We start from the raw sequence: 25394 nt of genomic DNA on the forward strand, positions 1-25394 counted from the left end.
GGATGTTTTACCGTAAAACAATCAAACGCGTCGATCCTATTCGCTGACTTCCTGCTTTAAGGGACAAGAAATAAACGCCGGCGGGCAAATCTCCTTGGTCAAAAGAAAAAATTTGGTCACCCGCAACGGTAGCATTTAGCTCCCAGGTTCGGAAAACCTGCCCATTCTCTGCAATAATATCCAGTTGGTATCCCCCTGGTTTGAGTGCCTCCCAACTTATCTCGTATTGACAACAGCCAGGGTTTGGATATACTGCTAGATTTGTAAAAGAAGGTCGCTCAAAGGCCTTAATAACGGGAGTACTAGGAGAATAAACGGTGACACTCGATTGGCTGGAAAACCAGATGCGACCGAAATGGTCACACAAAATATCTGTGATATAACCATCTATCAGTCCTGAATTTTCAGGCGACAAGTATTCCCAGTCTGTACCATCAAAATGCAATACCCCCCCTTGCGAATACAAGGTTGCCCATACCTCGGGGTAAGTCCCACAGATAACTTTCTTTACGCCGTGTTGAGCAGCCAAATCTGCCACCTCTTCGACAACCGTCCATTCGCCATTTACTTCATGCCTTAGGCCATCGTAGCGCAAAGAAAGCCACTTATCTCCTCTTTCATCAACAGCGACAGACTCTATCGAATGCGCGCCCGCGTGATATGCACTTGGTTCAGTATGTGTAAAAGAAAATCCATCATAATTGAGTAATCCATTATCTGTACCTATCCACATAGAACCATCGATACCCTGGGCAAAGCATAGAAAAGAGCCAATAATAGCGGGCACATCATTTAGTCGATACCGGTACCACTGCCCCCTGTAACGCACTGAAAAGAGGTTGTCAGAAGCACGTAGCACCCACAGATTCCCATTATGATCCCATTCCAAATGGGTAATAGGGAGAAAAGATGCTACCGTGATGGCATTAGTAAGGGTATCCCAGGAAACGCCGTTCCATTCTCTTACTTGACTATCAGGAAAACCGAAAATAAATTGATCCCCAGAGCCAATTATAGGCGTCCCGTCGTCCTTAAAAACGATGTCATTAATGCCTATTGATAAAAAGCCCGTACTATCTAGCAAAACATTATGCCAACGCCCTCCCATCAGGTAGGCGACTTTATCACTGCCTCCTACCCATACCTTTCCTTGTGGGTCCAAGCCTAAAGTATTTATTCCACTGACCTCTAACCAAGGGTTGACAATAGCTTCCTCCGGAGCGTTTAGGGTTCCTATTTGCCAAGACAAGAGCTCTCGGTGGTAATTTTGATACCAAAGCAGGCCATTACTATCTTGGAAACCATAACTCCCTGGCAGCTCTGCAAAAGCAAAAGCATCCGTCAATTCCGTATTTTGAAAACTGTCATTACTGTAGCTTATTTGAAAAACACGCCCATTGATCATAAAAATTGCCTCCTGTTCTAAAACGGCACTTATGACCCCTCCTGATGAGTTAATGCCCAGGTCATCGAGAGGTAGTTGTACCAATTGCTGAGCCTCGTTAAGCCATAGGTAAATATATCGGTTGGTCGTCAACCAAATATTATCACTATGATCCATTTTCATATCATAGAGGTACTCTTCCTCAAAAACTGAGCTAAATAAGGTCGTGCCATCTACAGCTAGTTGTGTAACAAAAGCATGACCCTTAATCCAGATGCGGTCTTCGCTATCTAGCAAAACCTGTTGGATAGAATTGTTTTGGGAGGCCTGCTCCGTAAAAGGGACCTGCTCTATATCCCCTTCCGAGGACAAGGAATAAAGCTTTTGATTGTTGACCAACAATAGAGAACCGTTGCCAGTATTACCAACGATCTTTCGAAGATTATCCTCATTTGGAGGTAGCTCTAGCTGATTCTTTGTCCATATTCCTTCTTCCCACGTAGCCAATTCATTATTGCTTCCTAAAACCGTGAATTTGTTTTCACTACTTCTTTCTATGTCCAAAATTTGCTTGGGCAGCAGGCTATTTTGAAAATGGAATAATTCTGCTTTGCCGGTAATTTTATCAAACCTGGCTACAGAGTTTACCGTGGCAATCCATCTGTAATCTTGGGTTTCTGCGCCCCCTACAAGGTAATTTGCAAACAAATAGGATTGCCAACCCACCGGCTGAGCAGCTAAAGAGAAATTAATGAGCATTAAGAAAACGATCGAGCGCAGTAACATAAGATTGATATTAAGGATGCAAAAGAGATGGTCTAACTATCCAGGAAGGTAAGACCACCGTTTTTCTACCAGACGTTGGGTAAGGTCCTCAGACACCCAAACAATTCCCTTTATATGATCTTATAATAGCTTATATGGTTCAATTCAGTCCAATAAGAAAGCCCTGCGCTATCTAATAAAACCCGTACTTTGCGCAGTATTTTCCAACAAGGTCTAAATAACAAGATGGACAAATCAATTGCTGCTGCCGATAGCCCCATATCTGACTGGCAAGCTTGGGGTATTTTGGTAGCTTTGAGCCTCATCTGGGGAACGTCTTACGTGCTCATCAAGTGGGGGCTCCTATACTTTCCACCGGTGCAGGTAGCAAGCATCCGCCTTGGGGTATCCGCCCTTGCGTTCTCTCCTATCCTCTTGCGAGAATTAAGAAAAATAGACTATCGCCAACTCCCAATGCTCTTATTTGTAGGCTTGATGGGAACCGGCTTGCCAGCTTTCTTATTCCCTGCAGCCCAGCAAGAAGTCAACAGCTCATTGGCGGGTATCCTCAACTCACTCACCCCGCTCTTTACCTTATTATTGGGGTTAATGTTTTTCAACTCCCGGTTTACCTGGTCCAAAACCCTCGGTATCGTTATCGGTCTGGCAGGCGCCATCTGCCTTTTTGCTTTTGGCGAACAAGCAGGCCTTGGAGGCAAATGGGCCTACGGCTTACTCATTGTTTTGGCCTGCCTTTGCTATGCAACCAGCACCAATCTCGTAGGTTTTCGCCTCAAAGGCATGAAGGCACTCACCATTAGCGCCGTTTCTTTCTCACTCGTCGGCATCCCCGTTTTGCTCTATCTTTTACTGGGTACTGATTTTATCAGCACGCTCCAACAAACACCGGAAGCTTGGAAGGGCGTCGGCTACATCACTGTCCTCGCACTCTTCAGCACCGTACTAGCAGGCATTGTTTTCTTCCAACTCATCCAGTGGACCAGCCCCGTCTTTGGCAGCACCGTTAGCTATCTCGTACCCATGGTAGCCATGTCCTGGGGCGCGCTCGACGGCGAAGTCATTTCCATCATTCACTTTGTGGGCATGATGCTCATTTTGTCTGGCGTCTATTTGAGTAAGCACTAAAATCATGGGCCATGCCGGTAGTGGCGTTGCTGCGCACACATCACTACGGCACCGGGCTATCTACCTTCGGTGATCGTCATTGCATTCCTCAGAGTTGTCCCTATCGCTCCTGCTCTCCCTATAGAAAATCGGAATCCGCCGTGCTTCAGGCCTCGCCTTACGCCTTTTGATATAAGACCCAACGATCTCTCTAAACACCTTCTCTAAACATAGGTGATGCGTTTAGCGACACTTGACATTTTAGCCGTTGTTATCGGCTACCTTTCATTAATTGTTCTTTTTCTGTTTTTTTTACAATTAACCAATTCAGCTTCACTTCTTAACCCAAGTCAATGAAATCGGGATTCAACCAGATTAACTTTGCTGCTATAATTATTTAACCAATAACGTAAAAATTATGAAAGCAATAGAATGTCTAAAGTATGGTGATGCGGAAAACCTGGTTCTAAGTAATGTTGAAAAACCAACACCAAACGATAATGAAGTACTTATTAAGATACGTGCTACTTCAGTAACCACAAGTGACGTTCTTATTCGTGGATTGAACGAACCTCTGATTCCCAGATTTATACTCCAACTTATATTTGGCTTTGGAAGTCCAAGAAATCCTATTTTGGGAATGGTAACATCAGGGATTGTAGAACATAAAGGTAAAGATGTGACATTGTTTGACGTAGGCGATGAGATTTTTGCTTATGGTTCTATCTCACCTACCAACCGCCGTTTTGGTTCTTATGCAGAATATATATGTTTACCAGAAGATTGGAATCTTGCACTAAAACCTGCGAATCTTAGTTTTGAAGAAGCCGCAGCTATTCCATATGGAGGCTTACTTGCTTCTCATTTGTTAAAGAAGACATCTATAAAAAAAGGAGACAAAATTCTTATTTATGGGGCTTCAGGAAGTATAGGTACTATGGCGATACAATTGGCCAAAAATGCAGGCGCCCATGTCACTGGCGTATGCAGTCTTCGGAACTTTGACCTAGTCAAATCCCTAGGTTGTGACCAGATGATTGACTACACAGCAGAAAATGCTGAAAAACAATTGCAAACTTATAAATATGTAATTGACGCTGTAGGCAATTCAAAATCATCGGCACTAAAAGAAAAAAGTAAAAAAGCAATTACTCCCAACGGCAAATATATATCCATAGATCATGGGACTCCCTTAACCCCCAAAGAAGCTTTTTTAAATTTAAAATCCTTGGCAGAACAAGGGAAAATTAAACCTGTAATTGATCGTACCTATCCTTTGGAAAGGATGATTGAAGCCCATAAATATGTAGAAAAGGGGCGCAAAAGAGGAAACGTTATTATTACTGTTTAGGGGAATGAAAAAAGGATTAATCCGTATTTGAAGCGATTCGTTTTCTAATACGACTCAAAGATTCTGGTTTTACCCCTATATAACTTGCTAGTTGATATTGGGGTACTCGCTGTACTAGGCCCGGCCTTGATTTTATTAGTTTCAGATAGCGCTGTTCAGGTGAATCTGTGTAATAGGAAGACAAAGCTTCTTTTTGCTCTAAAAATGCTGCTTCCATGATAGCTCGTGATATGGTCTCAAATCTGGGAAATCGTTTGAATAGTGCCTGGGCTTGTTCCTCGTCTCCCACAACTACAGTTGTTTCTTCAACACAAACCCAATTATGCTTTGCCGTATTTTCCGGGGCAAAGCTATTTAATGAAATTGCCCATTGCTCTTCCGTGAAAAAATTGGTCGTTTTTTCATCACCATCTATCAATATATACTCCCTGACGCAGCCCTCCAGAATAAAATAGGTATTTGCTGAAATTTGTCCTTCTTGTAGTAAATAATCTCCTTTTATGAAGGTTTTTGTTTGCATACTTTCAGCTATAGCTTCTGACTCTTCTTTGGAGAGAGGTGATATGCTTGAAAAATAACTTACAAATTTGTTTTCCACAATGAATTTAGGTTTTCTACTATAATGATAACATTTTTATCGGTTACCTAAACCATCGTTTTACGTACAGGGTGTCACCAACGTTTTTTTTGCGCAATACTTCTGTTTATCTTATTATTATCAGTAGTTTTTATTCCATCGCACTCCGCACATATTCCATCAATTCTTCTCCGTGCAAATTCTTAGCGACCACCCTCCCCTCATCATCAAGTAAAAAATTGGCAGGAATGGTCGTTAACCGGAGTAACTCAAAAAGTGGAGAATCATCGCCCTGCAAGTCAGAGGCATGAGGCCAGCGGTGAGCACCATCGGCTTCAATCGCCCTCGCCCAAGCCTTCGAGCTGGCCTCCAAGCCATAGCCTACAATCTGAAAGCCATCCTCATGGTATTGATCCCAGAGGGGGACTAGAAAATTTCGATTTTGCACGCGACAAGGCCCACACCAGGAAGCCCATAAATCTACTAGGGTTAAGCGCGCTCCCAATAAGCTATGCAACGAGACGGTATCACCCGCCAACATCGGCATTGGATAATCAGGCAGCAAGTCGCCTACAAGCACAGGTAGTTTTCGACGATCACCAACCGCTGCCAGTTGTTGTACCCAAGGGTGCTCGGGCTTCTCAGCTGTCCAACGCTCTGCCTGCCTGACCAGAAACTCCGGAATCCGCTCGTAATTGCCCGCGATACTCACCCAACGAATAGCTGTCAATGCAGGCAGCAGGTGCGGGCTATCCTCCGCAAACTGCATCAAAACGTTTTGAAAATCCTGCAATGCGTCCTCTTCCGCAAGCAGTTCATCATGGCTTTCTTCCGAATCTGCTTCCACGTATTTGGCAAAAGCTGCTTGTCGTATGCCACAAAGCTCCAGCATGGCTGTATTCAATGGGCTTGGATTATTAATAGCAAAAGTCGCCTGAAAACGATCCGCCCTGGCCGTAATCACGATGTCTTCTCCATCTTGCCAAATCAAAGGGAAGTAATTGGAAGCATCTGGATGTTCATTGTCAAGGCGATTAGGAAAACGTTCGCCAGCTCGTTGTATCGCTAGTTGCAGTAATATTGGCTCCTGAGCGCTTGGCAGTTCTTCGAAAGCAAAACCTCCATTGGGCCCGATCTTTGCCGAATCGACGATGATCCCGACATAACTACTCCCCACTCCTTTCCAGCTTCCAGGGTCAATCAGATAGACCATAGCTCCCCATTCACCATCTTCCTCCAATTTGATAGTGCCTGATAGATTGGGCTGTCCAGAACAAGCAGAAATGCTCAGTAAAAAAATGGAGAACAGAAGATAAAAGACCAGTGATTTCATAAATACAGCTTTATAAAGAATGAGCACAAACAATTGCAAGTACTGAAAAACATGGAATAGAATCAGTGATTGGCGTCACCAAATTTTGCTTATTTATTTGCACCTGCTTCGATCAGCAATTTGGGGTCCTTTCAACCACAGGTGCTGGCCGCAAACAGGCCAGCACGGCGCAAAGACGAACGGCGGCAGGAATGGTAATGCCCCGCGGGGACTGAACAGCCCGGTGCCGAGGCACGATGGCAGCCGCCCAAAAAGAAATCACGAATTCAACGTAGAGTGACGAACAAATAAAAGAGGCAGATTATACACTTACACTTTTCCAACGCTTACAACTATTAAAACACTCATTTTCTCACCACGAACCGGTAGCCCACACCTTTGAGCCTGAGGATATTGATATTCTCATCAACCTGAAATGGAATACCAACAGTTTTCGCAGGAAGCTTTCGGGCCGCAAAACAATTTCACCCTTTAGCAAGCATCTATTCGCAAAAGTATCCTCGCAGGAAAACGACTGACGCTCAAGATTAGCGTCTTTGATTTGCTGAATCAGAATACAAGACTGAAGCGAAGAAATGCTTTTAACTATTTTGAAGAAAGCCGAGCAAATGCATTAGGGCGTTTTGCTATGATTACTACTACCTATAAACTGAGTAAGCTAGGTCGCAACCAGGTGCTGGCCTAATGGCGACCAGCACGACGCATTCCGATCTTCCATCGAAAGTGAGGACCAAGGATAGAAAGCCCCATTTTTTCCGGTGCACCGAAAAAAATGGGGCTGGATAGCCTGGTGCCAACCGCAGGGCAGGCAGGGCCCATTCTACAACATATCCAGGTACTTATTAGGAACCAAGTCTGTCAGCCAAACACCGTTCGCTGATTGGTAGAAGTGATAGCCATCGCGAAACATCGCGCCAGAAAAGACTTTGAAGATCATGGTATCACCACGGCGATCCCCTACTTCAGTGGCCGTCTCTACATCCTCTGACAGGTGTACATGGTTACGAGAGCGCGGCTCAATACCCTTCAGCATGATACTTTGCACAAAACGCTCAGTGGTCCCGTGATAGAGGATTTTTGGTGGCTTGACGGGCTCCAATTCCAGATCAACCTTGACGGAATGCCCCTGGTTCGCTCGAATTTTACTTTTATCTTCGTTGAAAGTATACCGCTGCTTCTCGTCGCTGGCTACAATAGCTTCCAAAATAGGGAGGTCCATTTCCTTATTTTTGTCCATAGCTCCTTCGATCAGTGCATCGACATCTGCCCAGCCATTTTCATCCAGTTTAATCCCTATCACTTCTGGTTTGTGGCGCAAGATCAGGGATAAAAACTTGCTCAGGCTTTTCAAATATTCCGGACTCATGAGTTGGTCTGTTTTATCGTCAATATTATGTCAGAGAATTTGTAAAAACTAGCTCGTTACTGGAAAAGCTTCCCTAACAAGCCTAACTTTGCTTTTACGTAATTACAAACCTAAGAATAAAACTATGTTTAATCGTTGCTTTTTGCTTTTTTTCGTTGTCACTTTTGTCGTTAGCTGTGGCCCAGAACCTAAATTCAACAAGGAAGACCTTGCCGAGCAAGAGCAGGCTTGGGCTCAAATGATGGAAGGCCACGACGTGGTTATGCCCCTGATGAACGATTTGTACCAAGTGTCTACCCAACTCAAAGAACTCGCCGCAGATGCTATGGTTGAAGCCAGTGATTTTCATCCACGGGCACAGGAAGCCCTTGCTAACATTGAAAAAGCAGAAGACGGGATGATGGAATGGATGGGAGGTATCAAAGAAAACCCGAAGGATTCGGTAAGAGCTCGATACGAAGACCATGCCGCCATAATGGCTTTTATTGACAAAGAAAAAACGGACATTGACCAGGTGGCGGAAGATATGCGAGCCAGCATCTCTGCTGCGAAAGCCCTGATCCAGGAACGGACAGGTAATTAGCCCCCCCTCTTCCACACCTCCGTAGCGCAAGGATTCAAACATGGTGCTACGGAGGTGTGGAGGACCATTTATTTATACAGACTACATCAAACAACCTCCTCAGCTGCTATGAAAATTACTACGTTATTTAGCATCATTGTTACCAGCCTTGTGTTGGTCGCTTGCAATTCTTCTGGCAAGGGCGAATTAAAGTACTATGGCTTTCACGATACAGATCCCAATACCGGGGATACCATTTATCATCAGATTCGTGACTTTTCTTTTGTAGATCAGGATAGTCAGGAAGTCACCAATGCTTATTTTGATGATAAAATCTATATCGCAGATTTCTTTTTCACTTCCTGCCCTACCATTTGCCCAAAGGTGAAGGCACAGATGTTACGCATCTACGAAAAATACCAGAATGATGACCGGGTTGCTTTACTGTCGCATACCATTGATGTAAAAAGAGATACGGTGGGCAAGCTCAAGAAGTATGCTACAGGATTAGGGGCCGATTCTCCCCAGTGGCGGTTTGTCACTGGCGATCGTGATTCTATCTATGCTATTAGCTACGACTATATCAGTACCGTGCTGGAAGCCCCCGAAGTACCTGGAGGCTTTGATCACTCGGGATGGATACTGCTAATTGACAAGGATCGCCATCTACGGGCCTATGCTGATGGTACCAAAGAGGAGAAAGTAGATGTTTTTCTGAAGCAGATTGACCAGCTACTGGAAGAATACGACAAACCGGAGGTTGCCCAATAAAAAACGGCCGATACTTCCTGACAGAAAGCACCGGCCACAACGAAAACCAGTGTCAAATTCTTTAATAAAACTACTGAGAGCGTTTCAGATGGAGCGCGCTGGGGACGTTTTTTTGGGTGTTTATTTATCTTCAAGACCTTTTTCAAAAGCCGTTCCGCTTCCGCCTAACAAATAGACGGAAGCGAAAGCAGCGCGAAAATCAGCCATAAAAACTTTTCAAGCTCACCCTTCGGTGGGCTTTTTTATTTGTATCAGATACAAGCTTTAGTGTTGCTCCCTTCTGACAATGTAAAGATACACAAAAAAGACAAATCATAACCAAATAGAAGATTATTTGTTTAAATAAATAATTATATAATCAAATAAATTACAAAAGCCGCTCCCCTTACGGAGAACGGCTAATTCCTAAATGGATATGTTTAACGGAACTAATTACAGAATCACCCACGTTCCGATAAAGCTAAAATTTTAATTGCCCAATGGTACCATTACACCAAAATTGAAGCCATAACCGGTGTTTCTCACTTTTTCATTGACAAAAGGTATGTCGTACAATTCAGAAAAACCTCGGTAGTAACGCGCATCTACGAAGGTCGTCACCGGACCAAAATCATACTGCGCACCTAAAGCTACGGTTGCTCCAACATCGAAGCGCTCGTAATTGATGTTATCTAGGTTTAATGGAACGCTTCCCAAATCCACCTCTAGCAAAACATTTGCGTAGGTATCAATTTGTCCGCTACTCGCATAGCTTAAAGTAGGACCAGCAGCAACGTATGCCTTTAGTGCTTCCTGACCAAACTTGTACTTTGCCAATAGTGGGGCTTCTACATACCGGATCCGAGTTTCGGCACGGCCACTCACAGGGAGATTTACCCCCAACAATTCGGCATCAAAGCCTTCCTTTAGTCCAAAACCTTTGGTGGTATAAGCCAGCTCTGGCTGAAAGGAGAACCCGCCCGCCACTGGGATTTCAACCACCAGGCCGACATTAACCTCGTCAATATTATGGAAATCAGGTGCAAGAGCATCTAAGCCTTCTGTCGTGTAAACATTATTGAGTTGGTAGCCTACTCGGGCACCTACACTTACCTGGGCTTGTACAGCAATGGTGGTTAGCAACAAAAAGGCCGCGAAAAATAATTTTGTGTTAGACAGCATGATGATGTTTTTTGTTTCTCTGAAGTAAAAGCGTGCAGCCGGAGGAACTTTGCTAGCAAGCCCCATCCGGCCAACCACGCTGTTTTTGTATTAATGCTTGTATAACGGCAAGATGTAGGGCTTAGTCGTTAAATGTTGTTAGCGATACGTTAGGATAATCGTAAAAAAAAGAACACTGCTTGACGGATAGTCAAAAGGCGTTAAAAAGAAAGAATTGCTGTTAAGGAAGTTCGCGAAAAACATGAGCCACCACTAAATAACTTTATACTTTTACAACAATGAATTTTGCTGATCTCAAATCTCCTCCGCCCAGTCCTCTCGTCTTGCTAAATGACCAGCAATGGGACAATAGAGGAGTCAGATTATATATAAAGCGAGATGATTTACTAGCTCCGCATCCCAATGATCCCTTTTGTGGTAATAAGTGGCGAAAACTACAATACAACCTGTTGCATGCTAAAAAGGAAGGCTATGAAAAACTGCTCACCTTTGGCGGTGCTTATAGCAACCACTTGGCAGCAGTAGCAAGTGCAGGAAATCATATGGGATTTGCCACCATAGGTATAGTAAGAGGGGAAGAAGTAGAAAACCCTACGCTGGCGCTGACACGCCAAAACGGTATGGAGCTCCACTTTGTGGACAGAACAACCTACCGCACAAAAAAGGAACCGGCCTATTTACGCCAATTAGAAGACCGTTTTGGCAGGGTGTATATCCTACCCGAGGGAGGAACCAATTCTGCGGCTTACGATGGCTGTGCTGCCTTGGCAAAAGAAATCATCACTCAATGCCCTGAGCAACCGACACACCTGGCCGTCGCCTGTGGCACTGGAGGTACGCTGACAGGTTTACTTAGTGGACTCTCTGAAGAGAACCCACCACAAGTTATGGGTGTCAGCGCGCTAAAAGGAAACTTCATGACTAGTGAAGTTGAACAACAATTGACGACATTGGGGCTAAACCGGACGAACTGGGAAATCCATCCTAATTTTCACCACGGAGGTTACGCGCGGCAAAGCCCGGAGCTTATGGTTTTCATTCAATCCTTCTATCAACAACATGGTATTTTATTGGAACCCGTATACACTGGCAAGCTGTTTTATGCACTTTATGCTTTACTAGACCAAGGCTATTTTCCGTCAGGAAGCCGAGTAGTAGGGGTACATACTGGGGGAATGCAGTCGTTTGGATGTAGTATTTAAGCGAGTACAGTTTTTCATTACAAAACAGGCACCCCTTTTTCGTATATAACTTTGGAGGAGCCTACACCTCTTCTTCGGATTTTCTCCCAAAAGGTGTAAGCTCCTCCAAAAAAGGCAAGGTCTATTTTGAGCAACTCCCCGTCTGCTTGTAGTTTAACTTCCTTCACTCACTAATCCACTGGCGTCATCGTATAACCTGCTTTGCGGAGTAGTGCAATTACGCCTTCATCGCCAGCAAGGTGGCCGGCACCTACAGCAAAGAAGACTGTTTCCTTCGTCATCAATTCTTCCATAACCGGAATCCAATTACGGTTACGCTTCAGGAGGAGTAATTCTTCGTAGCCGCCAATACCCGCCGGGTCGTCGCTGATCAATGATTGCATGCCTATGATATCCTGCGTGGTATACAATTCGATCATTTGATCCATGGCACTGGTTTCTTCCTCATCCTCCTCACCCTCGCCGCTGCGAATGGTTTCCAATAACATTTTAGCTTGAGCAGTATAAGGAATACTATCAAATAGGCTCATTTGAAACTCAGCGGTTTCCAAGCCTACAATCTGCTTTTCCGCAGCTTTGGCACGTTCTGTCAGCTCTAGTTCATAGCTTTTCATACCATCGCCTCCCATCATACTCATGGGGTTTTCGCCGGGTTTCATGTCCTTCATGTCTTCTCCTGCAAGAATGGTGAGAAACATCGGTTTTATTTTCCCCATAAACATCATTGGCATCCCCATTTCTTCAAAGTGGGTAGAAACGACCGCGTAGTCGGCCTCGGACAGCAAATCGGCCAGCGTAGTATCATTATTCATGTACATCTTGCTCAGCAATCCCATCATTGCAGCAGGATTGGTCATTTCTTCCGTATCTATCTCAAAAGCAACTCGGGTACTTTTATCAAACGCTACTTCGGTGGCTTCCGTAAGGAAGTAGTTTTCCGCAGGAATCATATGGATAGTACCGTAGAGGTAACTGGGGGCAGCGAGTCCTTTACCAGAGATTTCCCACAAGAGCTTATTCTCTGCTTTAGTCGGCGTAAACGACTGTTCAACGGGCTGTGCAAACAATACAACTCCTAGAAAAACTAAAACTTCAAGTAATAACCAGCGCAAAAATACTTTCATCTTTATCAGCTTTTATTGATCTACCTTATTTGTATTCCAAACGTTGGTTTTATTACAATAGTTGCTACATTTTCCCATCTTGCAAAGATTGATAGATAGCCGTGTGGATGCGTGGCCGGATATTTCTGGTGTAAAGTCCCCGGTTATTCCGGCTTGGATAAACGCGGTTACTCAGAAAAATGAACAGCAGTTTCTTTTCCGGATCAGCCCATACAAAAGTCCCCGTATACCCCGCATGGCCAAAGCTCTCTGCCGATGCAGCCTCTGCTACCGAGCTTTTTTGCGCATTGTATTCCAACAAGGGTTTATCGAAACCCAATCCTCTGTGATTGCCCGCTCCTGCAAAATGCCGGCTGGTAAAGGTATCTAGTGCTATTTGTTCAATAAATTGATGGCCAGCGTAGTCGCCACCATTGAGGTACATCTGCATGATTTTTGCCAAATCATACGCATTCGAAAAAAGGCCTGCATTCGCAGACACACCTCCCATCATTGCCGCGCCTTCATCGTGTACATAGCCATGTAATAACTCCATTCTGAAAAAACTATCTCTTTCCGTAGGGATGATTTGGTCTTTGGGAAAAAAGCGAGAAGGGTTAAAGCCCAAAGAATAAGCACCTAACGGACGGTAAAAGGTATTTTGCAAATAATCTTCGTAAGGAACGCCCGCCTTCATGGTCACAATATCAGGCAAGAGGTAAAACAACAAACCAGAGTAACGGTATTCCGCTTCGTCCTCCAGGGGAGACTTTAAGATCGCTTTCATCATTTGATCGCGATAATTTCGATGCTGCCAGAGTTGGTCAGTCAGGTATATAGAAAACTGATTGGAAGAATCGCGCGATAGGCTTTTTCTTCGAAAGCGATAATCGTTGATTCGTTCAAGGTCACGTGCTCGCGACCAAGGGTATTTTCCATTTCCTCGTAACGTGCCCTGCCAGTAAGGTATCCAGGGGCGCAAACGTGCGTGGTGGGAAAGCATTGTTCTAAAGTCCAGATCAGCCTTATTACTCTTATGCGCAGCAGGATAGTACTTTTGCAATGGGGCATCAAGGTCAAAATCGCCCTCCCCGTACCATTTCATTAATGCTGGCAGTGCTGAAGTGATTTTCGAGACCGAGGCCAAATCGTAAAGGTCCGTGCGCTGTACAGGAAGTTCTTTTGCTTCGGTATGGTATCCAAATACTTCATGATAAATAACAGTCCCTTCTCGAGCGACCAATACCTGAGCGCCAGGAAAAGCATGGTGTGCCAAACCATCCTTGACAATCGCAGAAATACTATCTGCCAACAACTCAGCATCCATTTCCAATAGTGCTGGTGGTGAAAAAGTCATACGCCCATTGGCCATCAAGAGCTCACCACTCCCCTTGGGGAAGTTTTCACTTAGTGCTTCTGTAGCTTTGTTGTAAACACCAATTCCACCAAAAATGAGTTGTGCAGCTAGCGATTGCGCCCAAGGGCCACGTTCTTCGCTGACAATGCCTGCTCGTATATTCTGATCAAGGAAGGCTTCTACAAGCTCACCCTTTCCAAAAAGTAGAAATACAATTGGCATATCAGGGCTAAAAAAGAGTCTCGAAAAATCAAACCCAGACTCCGCTACGCCATCAACATCCATAGCCATTATCAAAACGTTGCCGACTGTTGTTTGTGACAAAGGTGCTGGCCAATTTACGCTCCAATCTTCTTGCTTCTGCCAATCAACTCTAGCTGTCGGAACGTAAGTATTCAGGGAATTGTACAGTTCCGTGTCATCATCCAAACCAATACTCAACAAAGCTGGTCTCAAGGTCTCCAAGCCATTCAAAGGCAATAATTTGGACTCATTTTTCAAAACAATAAGTCCAGTACGCGCTCGACTATAGGCCTCAAGGTCATTGTTAGGCAACTGTGCAAACAGTGGCTGTACAAAAGAGGTTAGTAAAAGAAAAAAGAATAGTAGTACCCCTCCATAATTCCAAGCAGCCTGGGCGTACCCTTTTCGCAATACGGTAACTGCGTTTTTTTTGCACAGCAAATTATTTAAAACATGATGTCCCATCTGACAAATTATTTTTCGATAAGTATTGCGCAAAAAATACGCTAATCGAATTTAAACAAAAGAAAAAATATTATTGACTATTCTTTACCTTGGCAGCCCCCAAACACGCTCTTAATCCCAACTGTAACCATGCTACGATTTTTTCTCCCTCTTTTTACCTTTAGCCTTTGCGTTATCACGCTTCAAGCTCAGAAAACTGTTTCCCGCAAGCTCGTCTCTCACTTAACAGAAAGCGTAGAGAATTCAGAAGTTTTCCAAAAAGGATTTACTGGCTTTGCGCTTTTTGATCCAGAAGAAAGGCAGCTTTTATATCAATACCAGGCCGACAAGTATTTCACTCCTGCCTCCAACACCAAGATACTCACTTTTTATGCAGCACAAACCTTGCTACGTGGAGAATGGCCAGTGATTCATTATCAAGAACAAGGAGACACCCTTAGAATTTGGGGCACGGGGTACCCTCTACTACTCCATCCCGATTTCGTTGGTTACGATACGCTCTCCCAATGGCTACAACAACGGGAGGAAAAGACCTGGATCATCTCCAACGGGCACTTTTATGATGAACGCTACGGCGAAGGTTGGTCCTGGGATGATTACCCCTACGGTTATCAGATGGAAAAGGCGGCACTTCCTGTGTATGGCAATGCAGCTCATTTCTCAAAAACGGGGCACCTCGCACCTATAAAGGTAATACCTGAACACTTTCAGGATAACCTGGTCTACGAAAACCCCAGTACGCTCAGCCGATACGAAGATCGCAATATTTTCACCTTTAGTGATCGTGCTTTACGTGTAGAAAAACTGGATCGAAGTATTGGTTTTCATTATGATTTACCTCTTGTGGCTAAGCTTCTGCAAGATACTTTTAAGCGCACAGTGCTTTACAACCAGGATACGCTACCACGTGCTTTCCGGCGGAAGACACTTACAGCTCCCATCCCTGATACCGTCTTCCAACAATTCCTACAGGACAGTGATAATTTCCTCGCAGAACAATTCCTTCAGGTCGTAAGTGCCCAGCGCTATGGTTACATCAACAGTCCACGGATTTTGGCTTACGTCAGAGATACCCTTTTGGCAAAAGCCCCCCAACCTTTCGATTGGGTAGATGGTTCTGGTTTATCTCGCTACAATCAGTTTACTCCCTTCAGTATTGTTAGTGTATTAGATCAGTTGATGACCCAAGTGAATCAAGACCAACTTTTTCGTTTTTTTCCGGCAGGGGGAGTTTCTGGAACCATTGAAGGCTGGTACGAAGGGCCAAAAAATCAACCTTTTATTTATGCCAAAACAGGTACCCTTAGGCATATCCATTGCTTAAGTGGATACCTCATATCCGACAGCGGCAAGACCTATATTTTTAGCTTTATGCACAACAACTACCCCGACAAAACAAAAACACTAAAAACAGAGATGGAAAAAATACTACTGTGGCTACGCGCCAATCTCGAGTAGATGATTATTCCTATCTTTAAGTGTACCATTCTATTCAATCATGACAACACCTAAGGTCAATATCGCTCCCGATTCCTTCGATTATTTCCTAACAGGAATCTCATTGTTATGCCTTTTACTGATGTTCGGTCTCAACCTCTACTATTATGACCTGGTCCCCGAACGTATCCCTGTTCATTTCGATGCCGCTGGAAAGCCTGATGGCTATGGAGGGAAAATAACACTCTGGGTAGTATTTGGCCTTAGTGTTATGCTTTTTGGAATATTGACCCTTGTTGGTCGTAGTCCACACTTAGCAAACTATTCTGTTCCTATTACCGCAGAAAACGCCCCACGTCAATATAAAAACATGCAGCAAATGAACCGTGCCCTTACTGCTGTGCTCTGCCTGTGCTTTGCCTATATCCAGTACGGAATTATTCAGACGGCACTTGGTCAGCAAGATGGTCTTGGGCTCTGGTTTTTACTAGTTTTCCTTATTCTTATTTTTGGAATTATTGGCTATTTCCTCTACCGTGCGAAGGTGCTAGAATGATGCAAAAGTGTAAAAAGTACGCCCTGAATCAAGCGAAACACTCCTCGGAGAGGCTAAAAACAATACGAATGGACATTCACCAGCAACTCTTAAAGCGACACTCCAAGGAAAATACTCGTCGAATCACTGAATATATTGGTAGTGACCCCGAGCGCTATGCTATTTTGATGCAGATTTTCAATGGAGAAGATTGGGTCGCAGTGCAAAGAGGTGCATGGGTCGTCAGCGAAGTAGGCATGAAATATCCTGAATTATTAATACCCCATCTCGACGATCTTATCAGTGCTATTGAGGCTCCACCTCATCCAGCGATAGCGCGCAACGGGCTTAAAGTCATCGCTGAAACCAACATTCCTTTGACCGAAGATCAAGAAGGCAGGGTTGTTCAACTCTCCTTTGAACTATTGGCCGACCCTAAAACACCTGTCGCTATACACGTTTATGCGATGCAGTGCATTGCTAACCTTTTACCTGTGTACCCAGATTTAGCGATTGAATTAAAAACACTTATTGAAGAAGGTATGGAACACGGCAGTCCCGGCTACCTCAGCAGGGGTAGGAAAATCCTTAAGCAAATTGCTAAGATGAAATTACAGTACTAAACGCTACTTTCCGTTTTCTTTTCTTACCAAAACGGCACGCTGCTGTACTTTTACATGGTAGCTATTCACCGGAGGTATTTCTTCTCCTTCAATGATGGTATCCCCTGTGGTTCTGATAGGCGCTAATGGCCCGGAGATAATTTCATAAATTAATTGTCCTTCTCTCTCTTCCAGTGTAGATAGTAGGAGATTTCCCATTACTTCAAATCGACTATATAGTTTCCCGTTGATCAGAAAATCATCTAATAAAATGCTATTCTCTTCGTCAGTTACATAATGGCCTTTTTCAGCATCAATGGTTTCCAAAAAATAGGGCCGCGTATTTTCTGGGGTATCCTCGCCATAAACAATTGTAAAAGTATACCTCCCCTCCTCTTGTGGTAATATTCTGAGAATCATAGGCAATTGCTGCATCTCCCCAGCACTGGTACTGATCACCAAATCGCCTGTCCATTCACCTACCCAATTGCCAGGAAACCCAAGGCTATCTTGTTGGCTGAATAATGAAGCACTACCGATTAATAGACAAATTAACAAAAGGAAGTTTCTCATAACGGGTTCTATTCTCTTAATCTAATCTACCTGCCAAAACGCAAGTATGCTTCTCGGTAAGTGTATCTCCTTCGGTCGTAAAAATTTCTGCTACCAGAATATAAATTCCAATCCGTGCCTTCTGTTCTTCATCCGTCGTACCATCCCATAGGAAACTCCCCGTACCTGCCAACAACTCCAAATCTTCCAATTGGCGAACCAACCGTCCTTGGGCGTCAAAAATAGCAATGCGTGCCAAGTACCCCGCTTGGTCAGAGCTGTATTGAATCTCTAGCACATCCTGAAAACCATCGCCATCGGGTGAAAACGTTTTCTCCGGCAGCACGAAAAAGTCTTCCGTTGGAGGGATTACAGATGTCCGATCTTGACTATTCTTCCCTGTGGGGGTTGCATAACCGACGGTAGAAGCCGCCGAAGCCCAATTCCCTTCACTTTGAGTAACGGACGCTGCTCTTAGCCTTTCCAAGCTCACGCCACCACGATCACTTAAGAGGCGAGAGTGCCAGTCTTCTGTATAATCCAATGCATCCAACAGGATAAAACTGTTGTATACACTAATATTACCTTCATCATCTGCCATAGTTGGCAAGTTATTCTCTACCAAAGCTGCGGGGTTAGGTACCGTATACTCCAATAGAATATTAGAAGGGTTTGGTGTAAACACGACGAATTCTCTAGGCAATAAAACGGTGTTGGTTTCTACTATTGTACTCGTCGTTCCAGTAGTAATCGCTTCATTACTTAAACGTAAACCCTGAAGATTAAGAATCTTATTTCCTGGATTATAGAGTTCCAAAAAGTCAACACCTCCCGTATTGGGATTAAATAAAATCTCATTAATAACTAAATCGCCAGGTTCTGGACTCACCGTCAAGCCTACTTGTACTGAAGACGTTGTTGTTGCTTCATTACCAATACAATCTTTGAGTCCGGCAAGCGCACTTACTTCGTACACCGTATTTTCTGCTAAAGCACTTCCTAAAAATAAGCGAACAGATTGCCGATCAGGCTCCAGTAATGCCGTACCTATTTCAATATTCGGATTGATGGAAAAAAAGTCGGTTAAATCGATACCACTATCCAAAACATCATCAAAGCGAACGACTATTTCTGTAGAATTTGGTGCAAAAGCGGTTAGTAGTACTGGAGCAACATTCTCCAATGCGTTACCATTAACTGAATTTTCTTGGCCAGGAGTACCTCCTGCTGCAGCAACACTGGCTTTCCAATTACCCGGGCAATCATTGGGCAAAGTGGAATCAATCAATTCCATCGCATAACCTCCTTCCGCCCGTAAGGGATCTTGATACCAAGAGTCATCGTAAACAAGGCTCACTAGAATGTTTCCATCACTATCTGTCAAAATCAGGTCGTCACCACCATTTGTGAGTGCAGGAAAAGACGCTAAGGTCGCCACCTCCCCAAAAGCTCCTAGTGCTGAGGCTGCATCCTGATCACACAAAATGACATAAGACTGAGGAAGCATCACATAAGGGTCTATTTCACGAGGTGTACTACCTGTGCTCAAACCTAAATTTGCTAATGATAAAACCTTATCACTTGCATTGTACAACTCTATATATTCAAAATCAGGAAGCCCTATGGGTGGAGTTGGATCTGGAAAGATTTCAGTAATGATTAAGTCTCCTAAAACCGGAACTTCAGGCAATAGAAACTCAAAACTCAGGTCTTGATTCGGGTTGACGTTGCCAGCTAAATCCTCAACATCCGTTAAGTTCAAGGTGTAAGTATTGAGATTGGTCAGATTATTGGCAAACGTCAACAAAAGACGCGTACGGTCACCATCCGGGAAGCTAACACTTTGGGCAGTACCTATGCCATTATTTAAACTGTAATTGGCCGGTGTTTCTCCACTTGTTTGTGCCAAAGGTTCATTGTACTGAACAATGATGGCATTCGCTGCTTGTACGCTGACACTTTGGGCAAGAGGAGCTTCCATGTCAACAACAATTGGGTCAATTTCCACATTATCAAAAAAGAAAGCCATGTTACGGCTACTTGTATACTGACAACCAAAGCCAAAGTACAAACCACTTGAATAGGTGTTATCCGTCACTGTACCCTGAGGATCATAATCTTGGCCACCTGAGTAATCCGCTTCGAGCGTCCATTCACCAGTTACTGTTCGTTCTACAATTACGCTCAGGTTCACGGGGTCAGCTCCAACTGCTCCGCTCGTTCCAGCGATCAAAAGTTCTGTTCCATTCTCATCTTTGCGATAAAGCTCCAAGGCATCGTCTGAGCCCGAAATGCCTCCGACTTTTAGAAAATAGCCACGCCAGGCATTACTACTTACAGGAGGCTGATCAGCCGTCAAAAAGACGGTCGCAAAATTGCTCGTAGATGGAGCAAACTCACAGCGCAGGTTAAAAGACCATGTTGTAACAGTGGCAGTACTTGTCGGGGCCAAGGTAAAGAGCTCCGAAGTATTATTAGACTCCGGAGCAGCATCACTCAATTGTAATTCACCATCCGTTATAGTAAAGACATCTGTGTCTCCCTGCCAGTAAGTGGCGAGGGTTCCCGTTGAAAAATCATCGGTAAACTGAGCAAAGAGTGACCAGCTCAGGACTTGTAAAATGCAGAAAAAAATAGCAGCTTTCATTTTCCAAAAGTAGCGAAAAAGCATGATTGCCTTTATCTTTACCCTCTTAAATTAAGATTAAGCATTTTTACTACTGTTTTATCACTACATAAAATGATTTTAGCATGAAAGTTGCCGTTGTTGGAGTTACCGGTTTAGTGGGTAATGTAATGTGTCGTGTACTGGAAGAACGAAATTTTCCTATTAGTGAATTTCTACCTGTAGCCTCTGCACGTTCTGTAGGCAAAACGGTTGTTTTTCGTGGACAGGAGCATACGGTTATCGGAATGGAAACAGCAGTAGCTGCTCAACCAGATATTGCATTGTTTTCTGCGGGAGGGAGTACCTCTCTGGAATGGGCACCAAAATTTGCGGCCGCAGGCACTACAGTAATTGACAACTCATCCGCCTGGAGAATGGACCCTGAGAAGAAGCTCATCGTACCTGAAGTAAATGCTGCTACCCTCACCGCCCAGGATAAAATCATTGCTAACCCTAACTGTTCTACCATTCAGATGGTAGTTGCACTTACTGCAATTCAGCAACGCTATGGCATTCGCCGATTAGTGATTTCTACCTATCAATCTTTTACCGGCACTGGTGTCAAGGCTGTTAACCAGTATGAAACCGAGCGAAACGGGGAAGAGATGTCAAAAGAAGAAATGGCATACCACCACCCTATCTTCGAAAATTGCCTCCCTCACTGTGATGTTTTTTTAGAGAATGATTACACCAAGGAGGAAATGAAACTTGTACACGAAACCCGTAAAATCCTTGGTGACGATAGTATCGGCATTACAGCTACTGCTGTGCGGGTACCCGTAGACGGAGGCCATTCAGAGTCTATCAACGTAGAATTGCGTAAGCCTTTCGAATTGGATGATGTCAAAGCTATTTTGGCAGCTACTCCCGGCCTCATCATCCAAGATGACCTGGCCAACAATAACTATCCAATGCCACTTTTTGCTAAAAACAAAGACGAAGTCTTTGTGGGCCGCATTCGGCGCGACGAATCCATTGAAAACGGCCTCAACCTTTGGGTTGTAGCGGACAACCTCCGTAAAGGTGCCGCGACCAATGCAGTACAGATTGCGGAGTATCTGGTAGAGAAAGGTACTTTTGCTAAAGGTACCACAGTAACCAGCTAATAGTTATTCTGCCAAAACTGCCTTACAAATATCTTTCACCAACGTAGGGCCTGCGTATATCAATCCGGAATACACCTGGATTAAGCAAGCACCAGCGGCCAATTTGTCTACGGCATCTTGGCCGTTGGTAATTCCACCAACACCAACAATTGGCAACTCACCTTTTGAGTGCTCTGCTAAGTAGCGAATAACCTCTGTGGCACGCTCACGCAAGGGGGCACCACTCAAGCCACCATTTCCTATGCCGCTTACTTCTGTTGTATTGGTTTCCAAACCTTCGCGGCTAATTGTGGTATTTGTTGCTATAATCCCAGCAAGTTCTGTTGCTTTAGCAATCTCCAGTATATCATCCAATTGGCCATCCGTCAAATCAGGGGCTATTTTCAATAAAATTGGCTTGGGAGAATCCTCCTCCTTGTTCCGCTGTTGTAGCGTACTTAGCAATTTGGTCAAAGGCTCTTTTTCCTGCAAATCACGCAAATTGGGCGTATTGGGGCTGCTAACATTAACCACAAAGTAATCAACGTAAGGAAAAAGTTTTTCGAAACAAATCAAGTAATCATCTGTGGCTTTCTCGTTAGGGGTATCCTTGTTTTTTCCAATATTTCCACCAATCACGACCCCTTCCGGGCGACCCTTTTTCAAGCGTTCCACCAAGGCATCTACCCCTTCGTTATTAAAGCCCATCCGGTTAATCAAAGCCTTATCTTTTGGCAGACGGAAAAGACGAGGTTGTGGATTGCCCCCTTGAGGGCGAGGAGTGACCGTTCCTATTTCAATAAAGCCAAACCCTAGGTTACTCATTGCATGAAAGTAACGGCCATCTTTATCAAATCCGGCAGCCAAACCCACGGGATTAGGAAAATCAATTCCAAAACATTGCCGCCGCAAGCGATCATCCGCCAAGTGGTATTGATTCCGCATGATTGCGGATACACCAGGAATCATTAAACTCGTTTCCAGTAATTTCACCGTTAAGTGATGGGCCTGTTCAGGTGCTAAACGAAAAAGTAGCGGCTTGAGAAATTGAGTATACAGCATAAACGATGAATCCTGGTTTACTGGATAAAAAAAAGCTAGACAGGTGTTACCTCTGTCTAGCCATAATCATAATCCCAAAAACTATTCTTAACGGCATAAATGCCGGAATAATGCGATGCATTAACATATAAAAGGAAACAGCCATAAATGACTTTACTTCTTTATATGCTCAAATTTAGCAATAATTTAATTTCTCAAGCTATTATGTACCAAAAAAAATCGTAATACACCCTTCTTGGGTGATTAAATGGCAATATTAGTAGATAAAATCCTGATTTAGGAAGCTTCTTCCTCTGCTCTTACTAATAATTGGAATCCATTTCCGTGAATATTTACAATTTCAATGTTCTCATCATACTTGAGATATTTGCGGAGTTTCGTTACAAATACATCCATACTTCGAGCGGTAAAATAGGTGTCCTCTCCCCAAATTTTATTCAAAGCCTCACTACGAGGTAAAATATCATTGAGATACATGGCAAACATTCTCAGTAATTGTGCCTCCTTTGGCGACAATTTCTCTTTCATTTCTTCACTACCTCCTCCATCGAATGTGAGGATACGTAATGGAAAATTGAAATGATACCGACCAATAATAAATTCTTTGACGTCTTCTCGTGGATCAGGTTGTTGCTGGCTTCTTTTCAGGATAGCCTGAATACGCAACAACAGCTCTTCTGAATTGAAAGGTTTTGTAATATAATCATCGGCTCCGATTTTGAAACCTTTCAGAATATCTTCTTTGATTCCGCGTGCTGTCAGAAAAATGATAGGCATAGTGGTATCCTTCTCTCGTATTTCAGAAGCTAGAGTGAAGCCATCTTTTTTTGGCATCATTACATCAAAAATACAAAGGTCGTACTCTCCTCGTTCATAACATTCTAACCCCTTCTCGCCATCTGTAGCGAGCGTTACATCATAATCGTTCATTTCGAGATAAGAGCGAAGTACATCGCCAAAATTCTGGTCATCTTCTACCAAGAGAATTCTATGTGCCATATGAGTAATGGATGTTTGCAAAATTTGAGAAAATAGTGTGGGCGGACTTAACTAAGCATCGTTTGTTCAACTCCTTGGCGACGTGGGAAAAAGAGGATAAACTCACTACCTTTTCCCAAATCACTTTTCACTTCTACGCTGCCTTTATGAGCGTCCATAATGGCTTTTACATAACTGAGCCCTAAACCAAATCCCTTCACATCGTGGAGGTCTCCGGTGTGTACCCGATAAAATTTATCGAAAATATGCTTACGAGCTTCTTTGCTCATCCCCATGCCATGATCAAGAACACCTATTTCAACACCATCTTGACGATCGGTGGTGGTAATTACAATATCAGGTGCGTCCGGAGAGTATTTATTAGCATTGTCTAACAAATTATTAATTACGTTTGAAATATGCGTCAAATCTCCATCAACAATCGGGTTTTCAGCATTGAGCACTGCCATTGCGGTACCTTGCCGAGGCTCTACTTGTAAGCCTATATTTTCTACTGCTCGGGAGATCACGTCATGCAAATTTACATTGGTCAATCGGAGCTGTGATTCCCCCCGATCAATCTGGGCCATTTGCAGAACTTTCTCTACCTGACTATTCATACGTTTATTTTCCTGTTTTATTATGTTAGCAAAGCGTAGAACTTTAGATATTTCACCGGAGATCTTTGGGTTGGAAATGCTATCCGCTGCTAAAGAGATAGTTGCAATTGGTGTTTTAAATTCGTGCGTCATATTGTTGATGAAATCTGTTTTCATCTCCGACAGCCGTTTTTGATGAAAAATAACCCACACCGTATAACCGAAACATGCTAAAATCAACGCCGCAAAAAGAAAAGTACCGATAAAGCTCGGCAATAACGTACTCCACAATACACTGGACTTCTCTGGAAAATAAATTTTCAAATTACCAGCAGCATCTCCTTCTTCATTTTCAAAAAGTGTCACACTGTAGGAAGACTCTGCCAAGCTAGGGAAAGAAGTATTTACATTGGTGGATACTAATAAATCTCCAGACAGATACTGCCCATTTCTGATAACGAAAGTTCCTCTCTCTACACTAAAAACGCCAAATTCGTAGGGGGTCTTAATAGCATTATTTTCCAGTTCTTGCTCCAAAATTTGTCCAAGCCGCTGGGCATCAATCCGCTCCTCGATAGGGTTGTGAACACTCTGGTAATCGTACGTAATATTCTGTACCTCGCCTTCCTCGAAACCAACGCCCAGCTTGTGCCGACGACGGCATTCATCGCACAACCCCGTTCCCGTGTTGGTTAGTAGTTGGGCCAGCAATTTTTCGCTATAGGCATCACTGGCTGAGACTTTAGTACTTCCTACCGGAATAGACATACCGCCATTCTCTCCTGCCCCAACCACTCCTTCAACATTAAGGTATTCCGCAGAGTAGCCATTCGCTATCACTAAAAGATCATCTGTACGCGATGCTGCTTCGATCCGGGTAGCGACAACACTTAGTGCGTTTTGGACATTTTTGTCGAACGCATCTTCGTTGGCACGAATCGACGTAAGGGTCAAGTCCGTCTGAAGTGCTACCACTCCAATCACGGCCAAACTCATCACTCCTATAATTAACCAGATTATTTGCTTATTCATATCGACTTTGATAACGCAGAGAACGACAACAAAGTTAAAAGATTACCCCCTGGCTCGTTGCACTTTAACGGATATTTAA

The 25394-nt window shown here is 43.8% G+C and carries 21 protein-coding genes; 9 read left to right on the top strand and 12 right to left on the bottom strand.

Going from position 1 to position 25394, the window contains the following annotated elements; translation table 11 throughout:
• Window positions 1-7: 7 nt before the first annotated feature.
• The gene (locus ACRBG0_RS24125) at window positions 8-2170 is read right to left on the bottom strand and encodes a two-component regulator propeller domain-containing protein (RefSeq protein WP_431489402.1); all 2163 of its coding nucleotides are present in this window, start codon (window positions 2168-2170) and stop codon (window positions 8-10) included.
• A 225-nt stretch (window positions 2171-2395) separates the two neighbouring features.
• Between ACRBG0_RS24125 and ACRBG0_RS24130 the strand changes: the two genes are divergently transcribed.
• Together ACRBG0_RS24130 and ACRBG0_RS24135 are read left to right on the top strand one after the other, a co-directional pair.
• A complete protein-coding gene (locus ACRBG0_RS24130) occupies window positions 2396-3295 on the top strand; it encodes a DMT family transporter (protein WP_431489403.1) in 900 nt (299 codons plus the stop codon).
• Between the two features lie 397 nt (window positions 3296-3692).
• The gene (locus ACRBG0_RS24135) at window positions 3693-4625 is read left to right on the top strand and encodes an NAD(P)-dependent alcohol dehydrogenase (RefSeq protein ID WP_431489404.1); all 933 of its coding nucleotides are present in this window, start codon (window positions 3693-3695) and stop codon (window positions 4623-4625) included.
• Window positions 4626-4641: 16 nt separating this feature from the next.
• On the opposite strand, the gene ACRBG0_RS24140 is transcribed toward ACRBG0_RS24135, so the two are convergent.
• The 3 genes from ACRBG0_RS24140 to ACRBG0_RS24150 form a co-directional block, all read right to left on the bottom strand.
• The gene (locus ACRBG0_RS24140; RefSeq protein ID WP_431489405.1) at window positions 4642-5223 is read right to left on the bottom strand and encodes a Crp/Fnr family transcriptional regulator; all 582 of its coding nucleotides are present in this window, start codon (window positions 5221-5223) and stop codon (window positions 4642-4644) included.
• 130 nt (window positions 5224-5353) lie between these two features.
• Window positions 5354-6535, bottom strand: a complete 1182-nt coding sequence (locus ACRBG0_RS24145) for a TlpA family protein disulfide reductase (protein WP_431489406.1) — start codon at window positions 6533-6535, stop codon at window positions 5354-5356.
• A gap of 820 nt (window positions 6536-7355) precedes the next feature.
• Window positions 7356-7901, bottom strand: a complete 546-nt coding sequence (locus ACRBG0_RS24150; RefSeq protein ID WP_431489407.1) for an RNA 2'-phosphotransferase — start codon at window positions 7899-7901, stop codon at window positions 7356-7358.
• A 124-nt stretch (window positions 7902-8025) separates the two neighbouring features.
• Between ACRBG0_RS24150 and ACRBG0_RS24155 the strand changes: the two genes are divergently transcribed.
• A complete protein-coding gene (locus tag ACRBG0_RS24155) occupies window positions 8026-8484 on the top strand; it encodes a hypothetical protein (protein WP_431489408.1) in 459 nt (152 codons plus the stop codon).
• A gap of 108 nt (window positions 8485-8592) precedes the next feature.
• Window positions 8593-9234 carry an SCO family protein gene (locus ACRBG0_RS24160; RefSeq protein WP_431489409.1) on the top strand — a complete coding sequence of 214 codons (642 nt, stop codon included), beginning with the start codon at window positions 8593-8595 and terminating at the stop codon, window positions 9232-9234.
• Between the two features lie 468 nt (window positions 9235-9702).
• Here ACRBG0_RS24160 and ACRBG0_RS24165 read toward each other — a convergent pair whose 3' ends face one another.
• A complete protein-coding gene (locus ACRBG0_RS24165) occupies window positions 9703-10395 on the bottom strand; it encodes a porin family protein (RefSeq protein WP_431489410.1) in 693 nt (230 codons plus the stop codon).
• 278 nt (window positions 10396-10673) lie between these two features.
• On the opposite strand from ACRBG0_RS24165, the gene ACRBG0_RS24170 reads away from it, so the two are divergent.
• A complete protein-coding gene (locus ACRBG0_RS24170; RefSeq protein WP_431489411.1) occupies window positions 10674-11597 on the top strand; it encodes a 1-aminocyclopropane-1-carboxylate deaminase/D-cysteine desulfhydrase in 924 nt (307 codons plus the stop codon).
• A gap of 170 nt (window positions 11598-11767) precedes the next feature.
• Here ACRBG0_RS24170 and ACRBG0_RS24175 read toward each other — a convergent pair whose 3' ends face one another.
• Window positions 11768-12721 (bottom strand): TraB/GumN family protein, encoded by a 954-nt coding sequence (locus tag ACRBG0_RS24175; RefSeq protein ID WP_431489412.1) that lies wholly within the window; start codon window positions 12719-12721, stop codon window positions 11768-11770.
• A gap of 64 nt (window positions 12722-12785) precedes the next feature.
• The gene (locus ACRBG0_RS24180; RefSeq protein WP_431489413.1) at window positions 12786-14711 is read right to left on the bottom strand and encodes a serine hydrolase domain-containing protein; all 1926 of its coding nucleotides are present in this window, start codon (window positions 14709-14711) and stop codon (window positions 12786-12788) included.
• A gap of 183 nt (window positions 14712-14894) precedes the next feature.
• Here ACRBG0_RS24180 and ACRBG0_RS24185 point away from each other — a divergent pair, with 183 nt between their 5' ends.
• The 3 genes from ACRBG0_RS24185 to ACRBG0_RS24195 all read left to right on the top strand — a co-directional run bounded on the left by ACRBG0_RS24185 (window position 14895) and on the right by ACRBG0_RS24195 (window position 17360).
• Window positions 14895-16223 carry a D-alanyl-D-alanine carboxypeptidase/D-alanyl-D-alanine-endopeptidase gene (locus tag ACRBG0_RS24185; RefSeq protein ID WP_431489414.1) on the top strand — a complete coding sequence of 443 codons (1329 nt, stop codon included), beginning with the start codon at window positions 14895-14897 and terminating at the stop codon, window positions 16221-16223.
• A 40-nt stretch (window positions 16224-16263) separates the two neighbouring features.
• Window positions 16264-16758, top strand: coding sequence for a DUF1648 domain-containing protein (locus ACRBG0_RS24190; protein ID WP_431489415.1), 495 nt, complete (start codon window positions 16264-16266; stop codon window positions 16756-16758).
• A 68-nt stretch (window positions 16759-16826) separates the two neighbouring features.
• Window positions 16827-17360, top strand: a complete 534-nt coding sequence (locus ACRBG0_RS24195; protein WP_431489416.1) for a hypothetical protein — start codon at window positions 16827-16829, stop codon at window positions 17358-17360.
• Between the two features lie 3 nt (window positions 17361-17363).
• Here the strand turns inward: ACRBG0_RS24195 and ACRBG0_RS24200 are convergent, their stop codons facing one another.
• Together ACRBG0_RS24200 and ACRBG0_RS24205 are read right to left on the bottom strand one after the other, a co-directional pair.
• Entirely contained in the window at window positions 17364-17912 is a 549-nt protein-coding gene (locus ACRBG0_RS24200; RefSeq protein ID WP_431489417.1) for a hypothetical protein, read from the bottom strand.
• A gap of 16 nt (window positions 17913-17928) precedes the next feature.
• On the bottom strand, window positions 17929-20538 hold the full coding sequence (locus ACRBG0_RS24205) for a lamin tail domain-containing protein (RefSeq protein WP_431489418.1): 2610 nt from the start codon (window positions 20536-20538) through the stop codon (window positions 17929-17931).
• A 104-nt stretch (window positions 20539-20642) separates the two neighbouring features.
• On the opposite strand from ACRBG0_RS24205, the gene ACRBG0_RS24210 reads away from it, so the two are divergent.
• Entirely contained in the window at window positions 20643-21665 is a 1023-nt protein-coding gene (locus ACRBG0_RS24210; protein ID WP_431489419.1) for an aspartate-semialdehyde dehydrogenase, read from the top strand.
• A 3-nt stretch (window positions 21666-21668) separates the two neighbouring features.
• On the opposite strand, the gene ACRBG0_RS24215 is transcribed toward ACRBG0_RS24210, so the two are convergent.
• From ACRBG0_RS24215 to ACRBG0_RS24225, 3 genes are all read right to left on the bottom strand, one after another.
• Window positions 21669-22706 (bottom strand): quinone-dependent dihydroorotate dehydrogenase, encoded by a 1038-nt coding sequence (locus ACRBG0_RS24215; RefSeq protein ID WP_431489420.1) that lies wholly within the window; start codon window positions 22704-22706, stop codon window positions 21669-21671.
• Between the two features lie 276 nt (window positions 22707-22982).
• Window positions 22983-23705, bottom strand: coding sequence for a response regulator transcription factor (locus tag ACRBG0_RS24220; protein WP_431489421.1), 723 nt, complete (start codon window positions 23703-23705; stop codon window positions 22983-22985).
• Window positions 23706-23752: 47 nt separating this feature from the next.
• Window positions 23753-25315: a sensor histidine kinase gene (locus ACRBG0_RS24225; RefSeq protein WP_431489422.1), complete on the bottom strand. Its 1563-nt coding sequence runs from the start codon at window positions 25313-25315 to the stop codon at window positions 23753-23755.
• Window positions 25316-25394 lie beyond the last annotated feature (79 nt).

The sequence above is a fragment of the Lewinella sp. genome (assembly GCF_050633125.1).
In the GTDB taxonomy this organism is placed as follows: domain Bacteria; phylum Bacteroidota; class Bacteroidia; order Chitinophagales; family Saprospiraceae; genus Lewinella.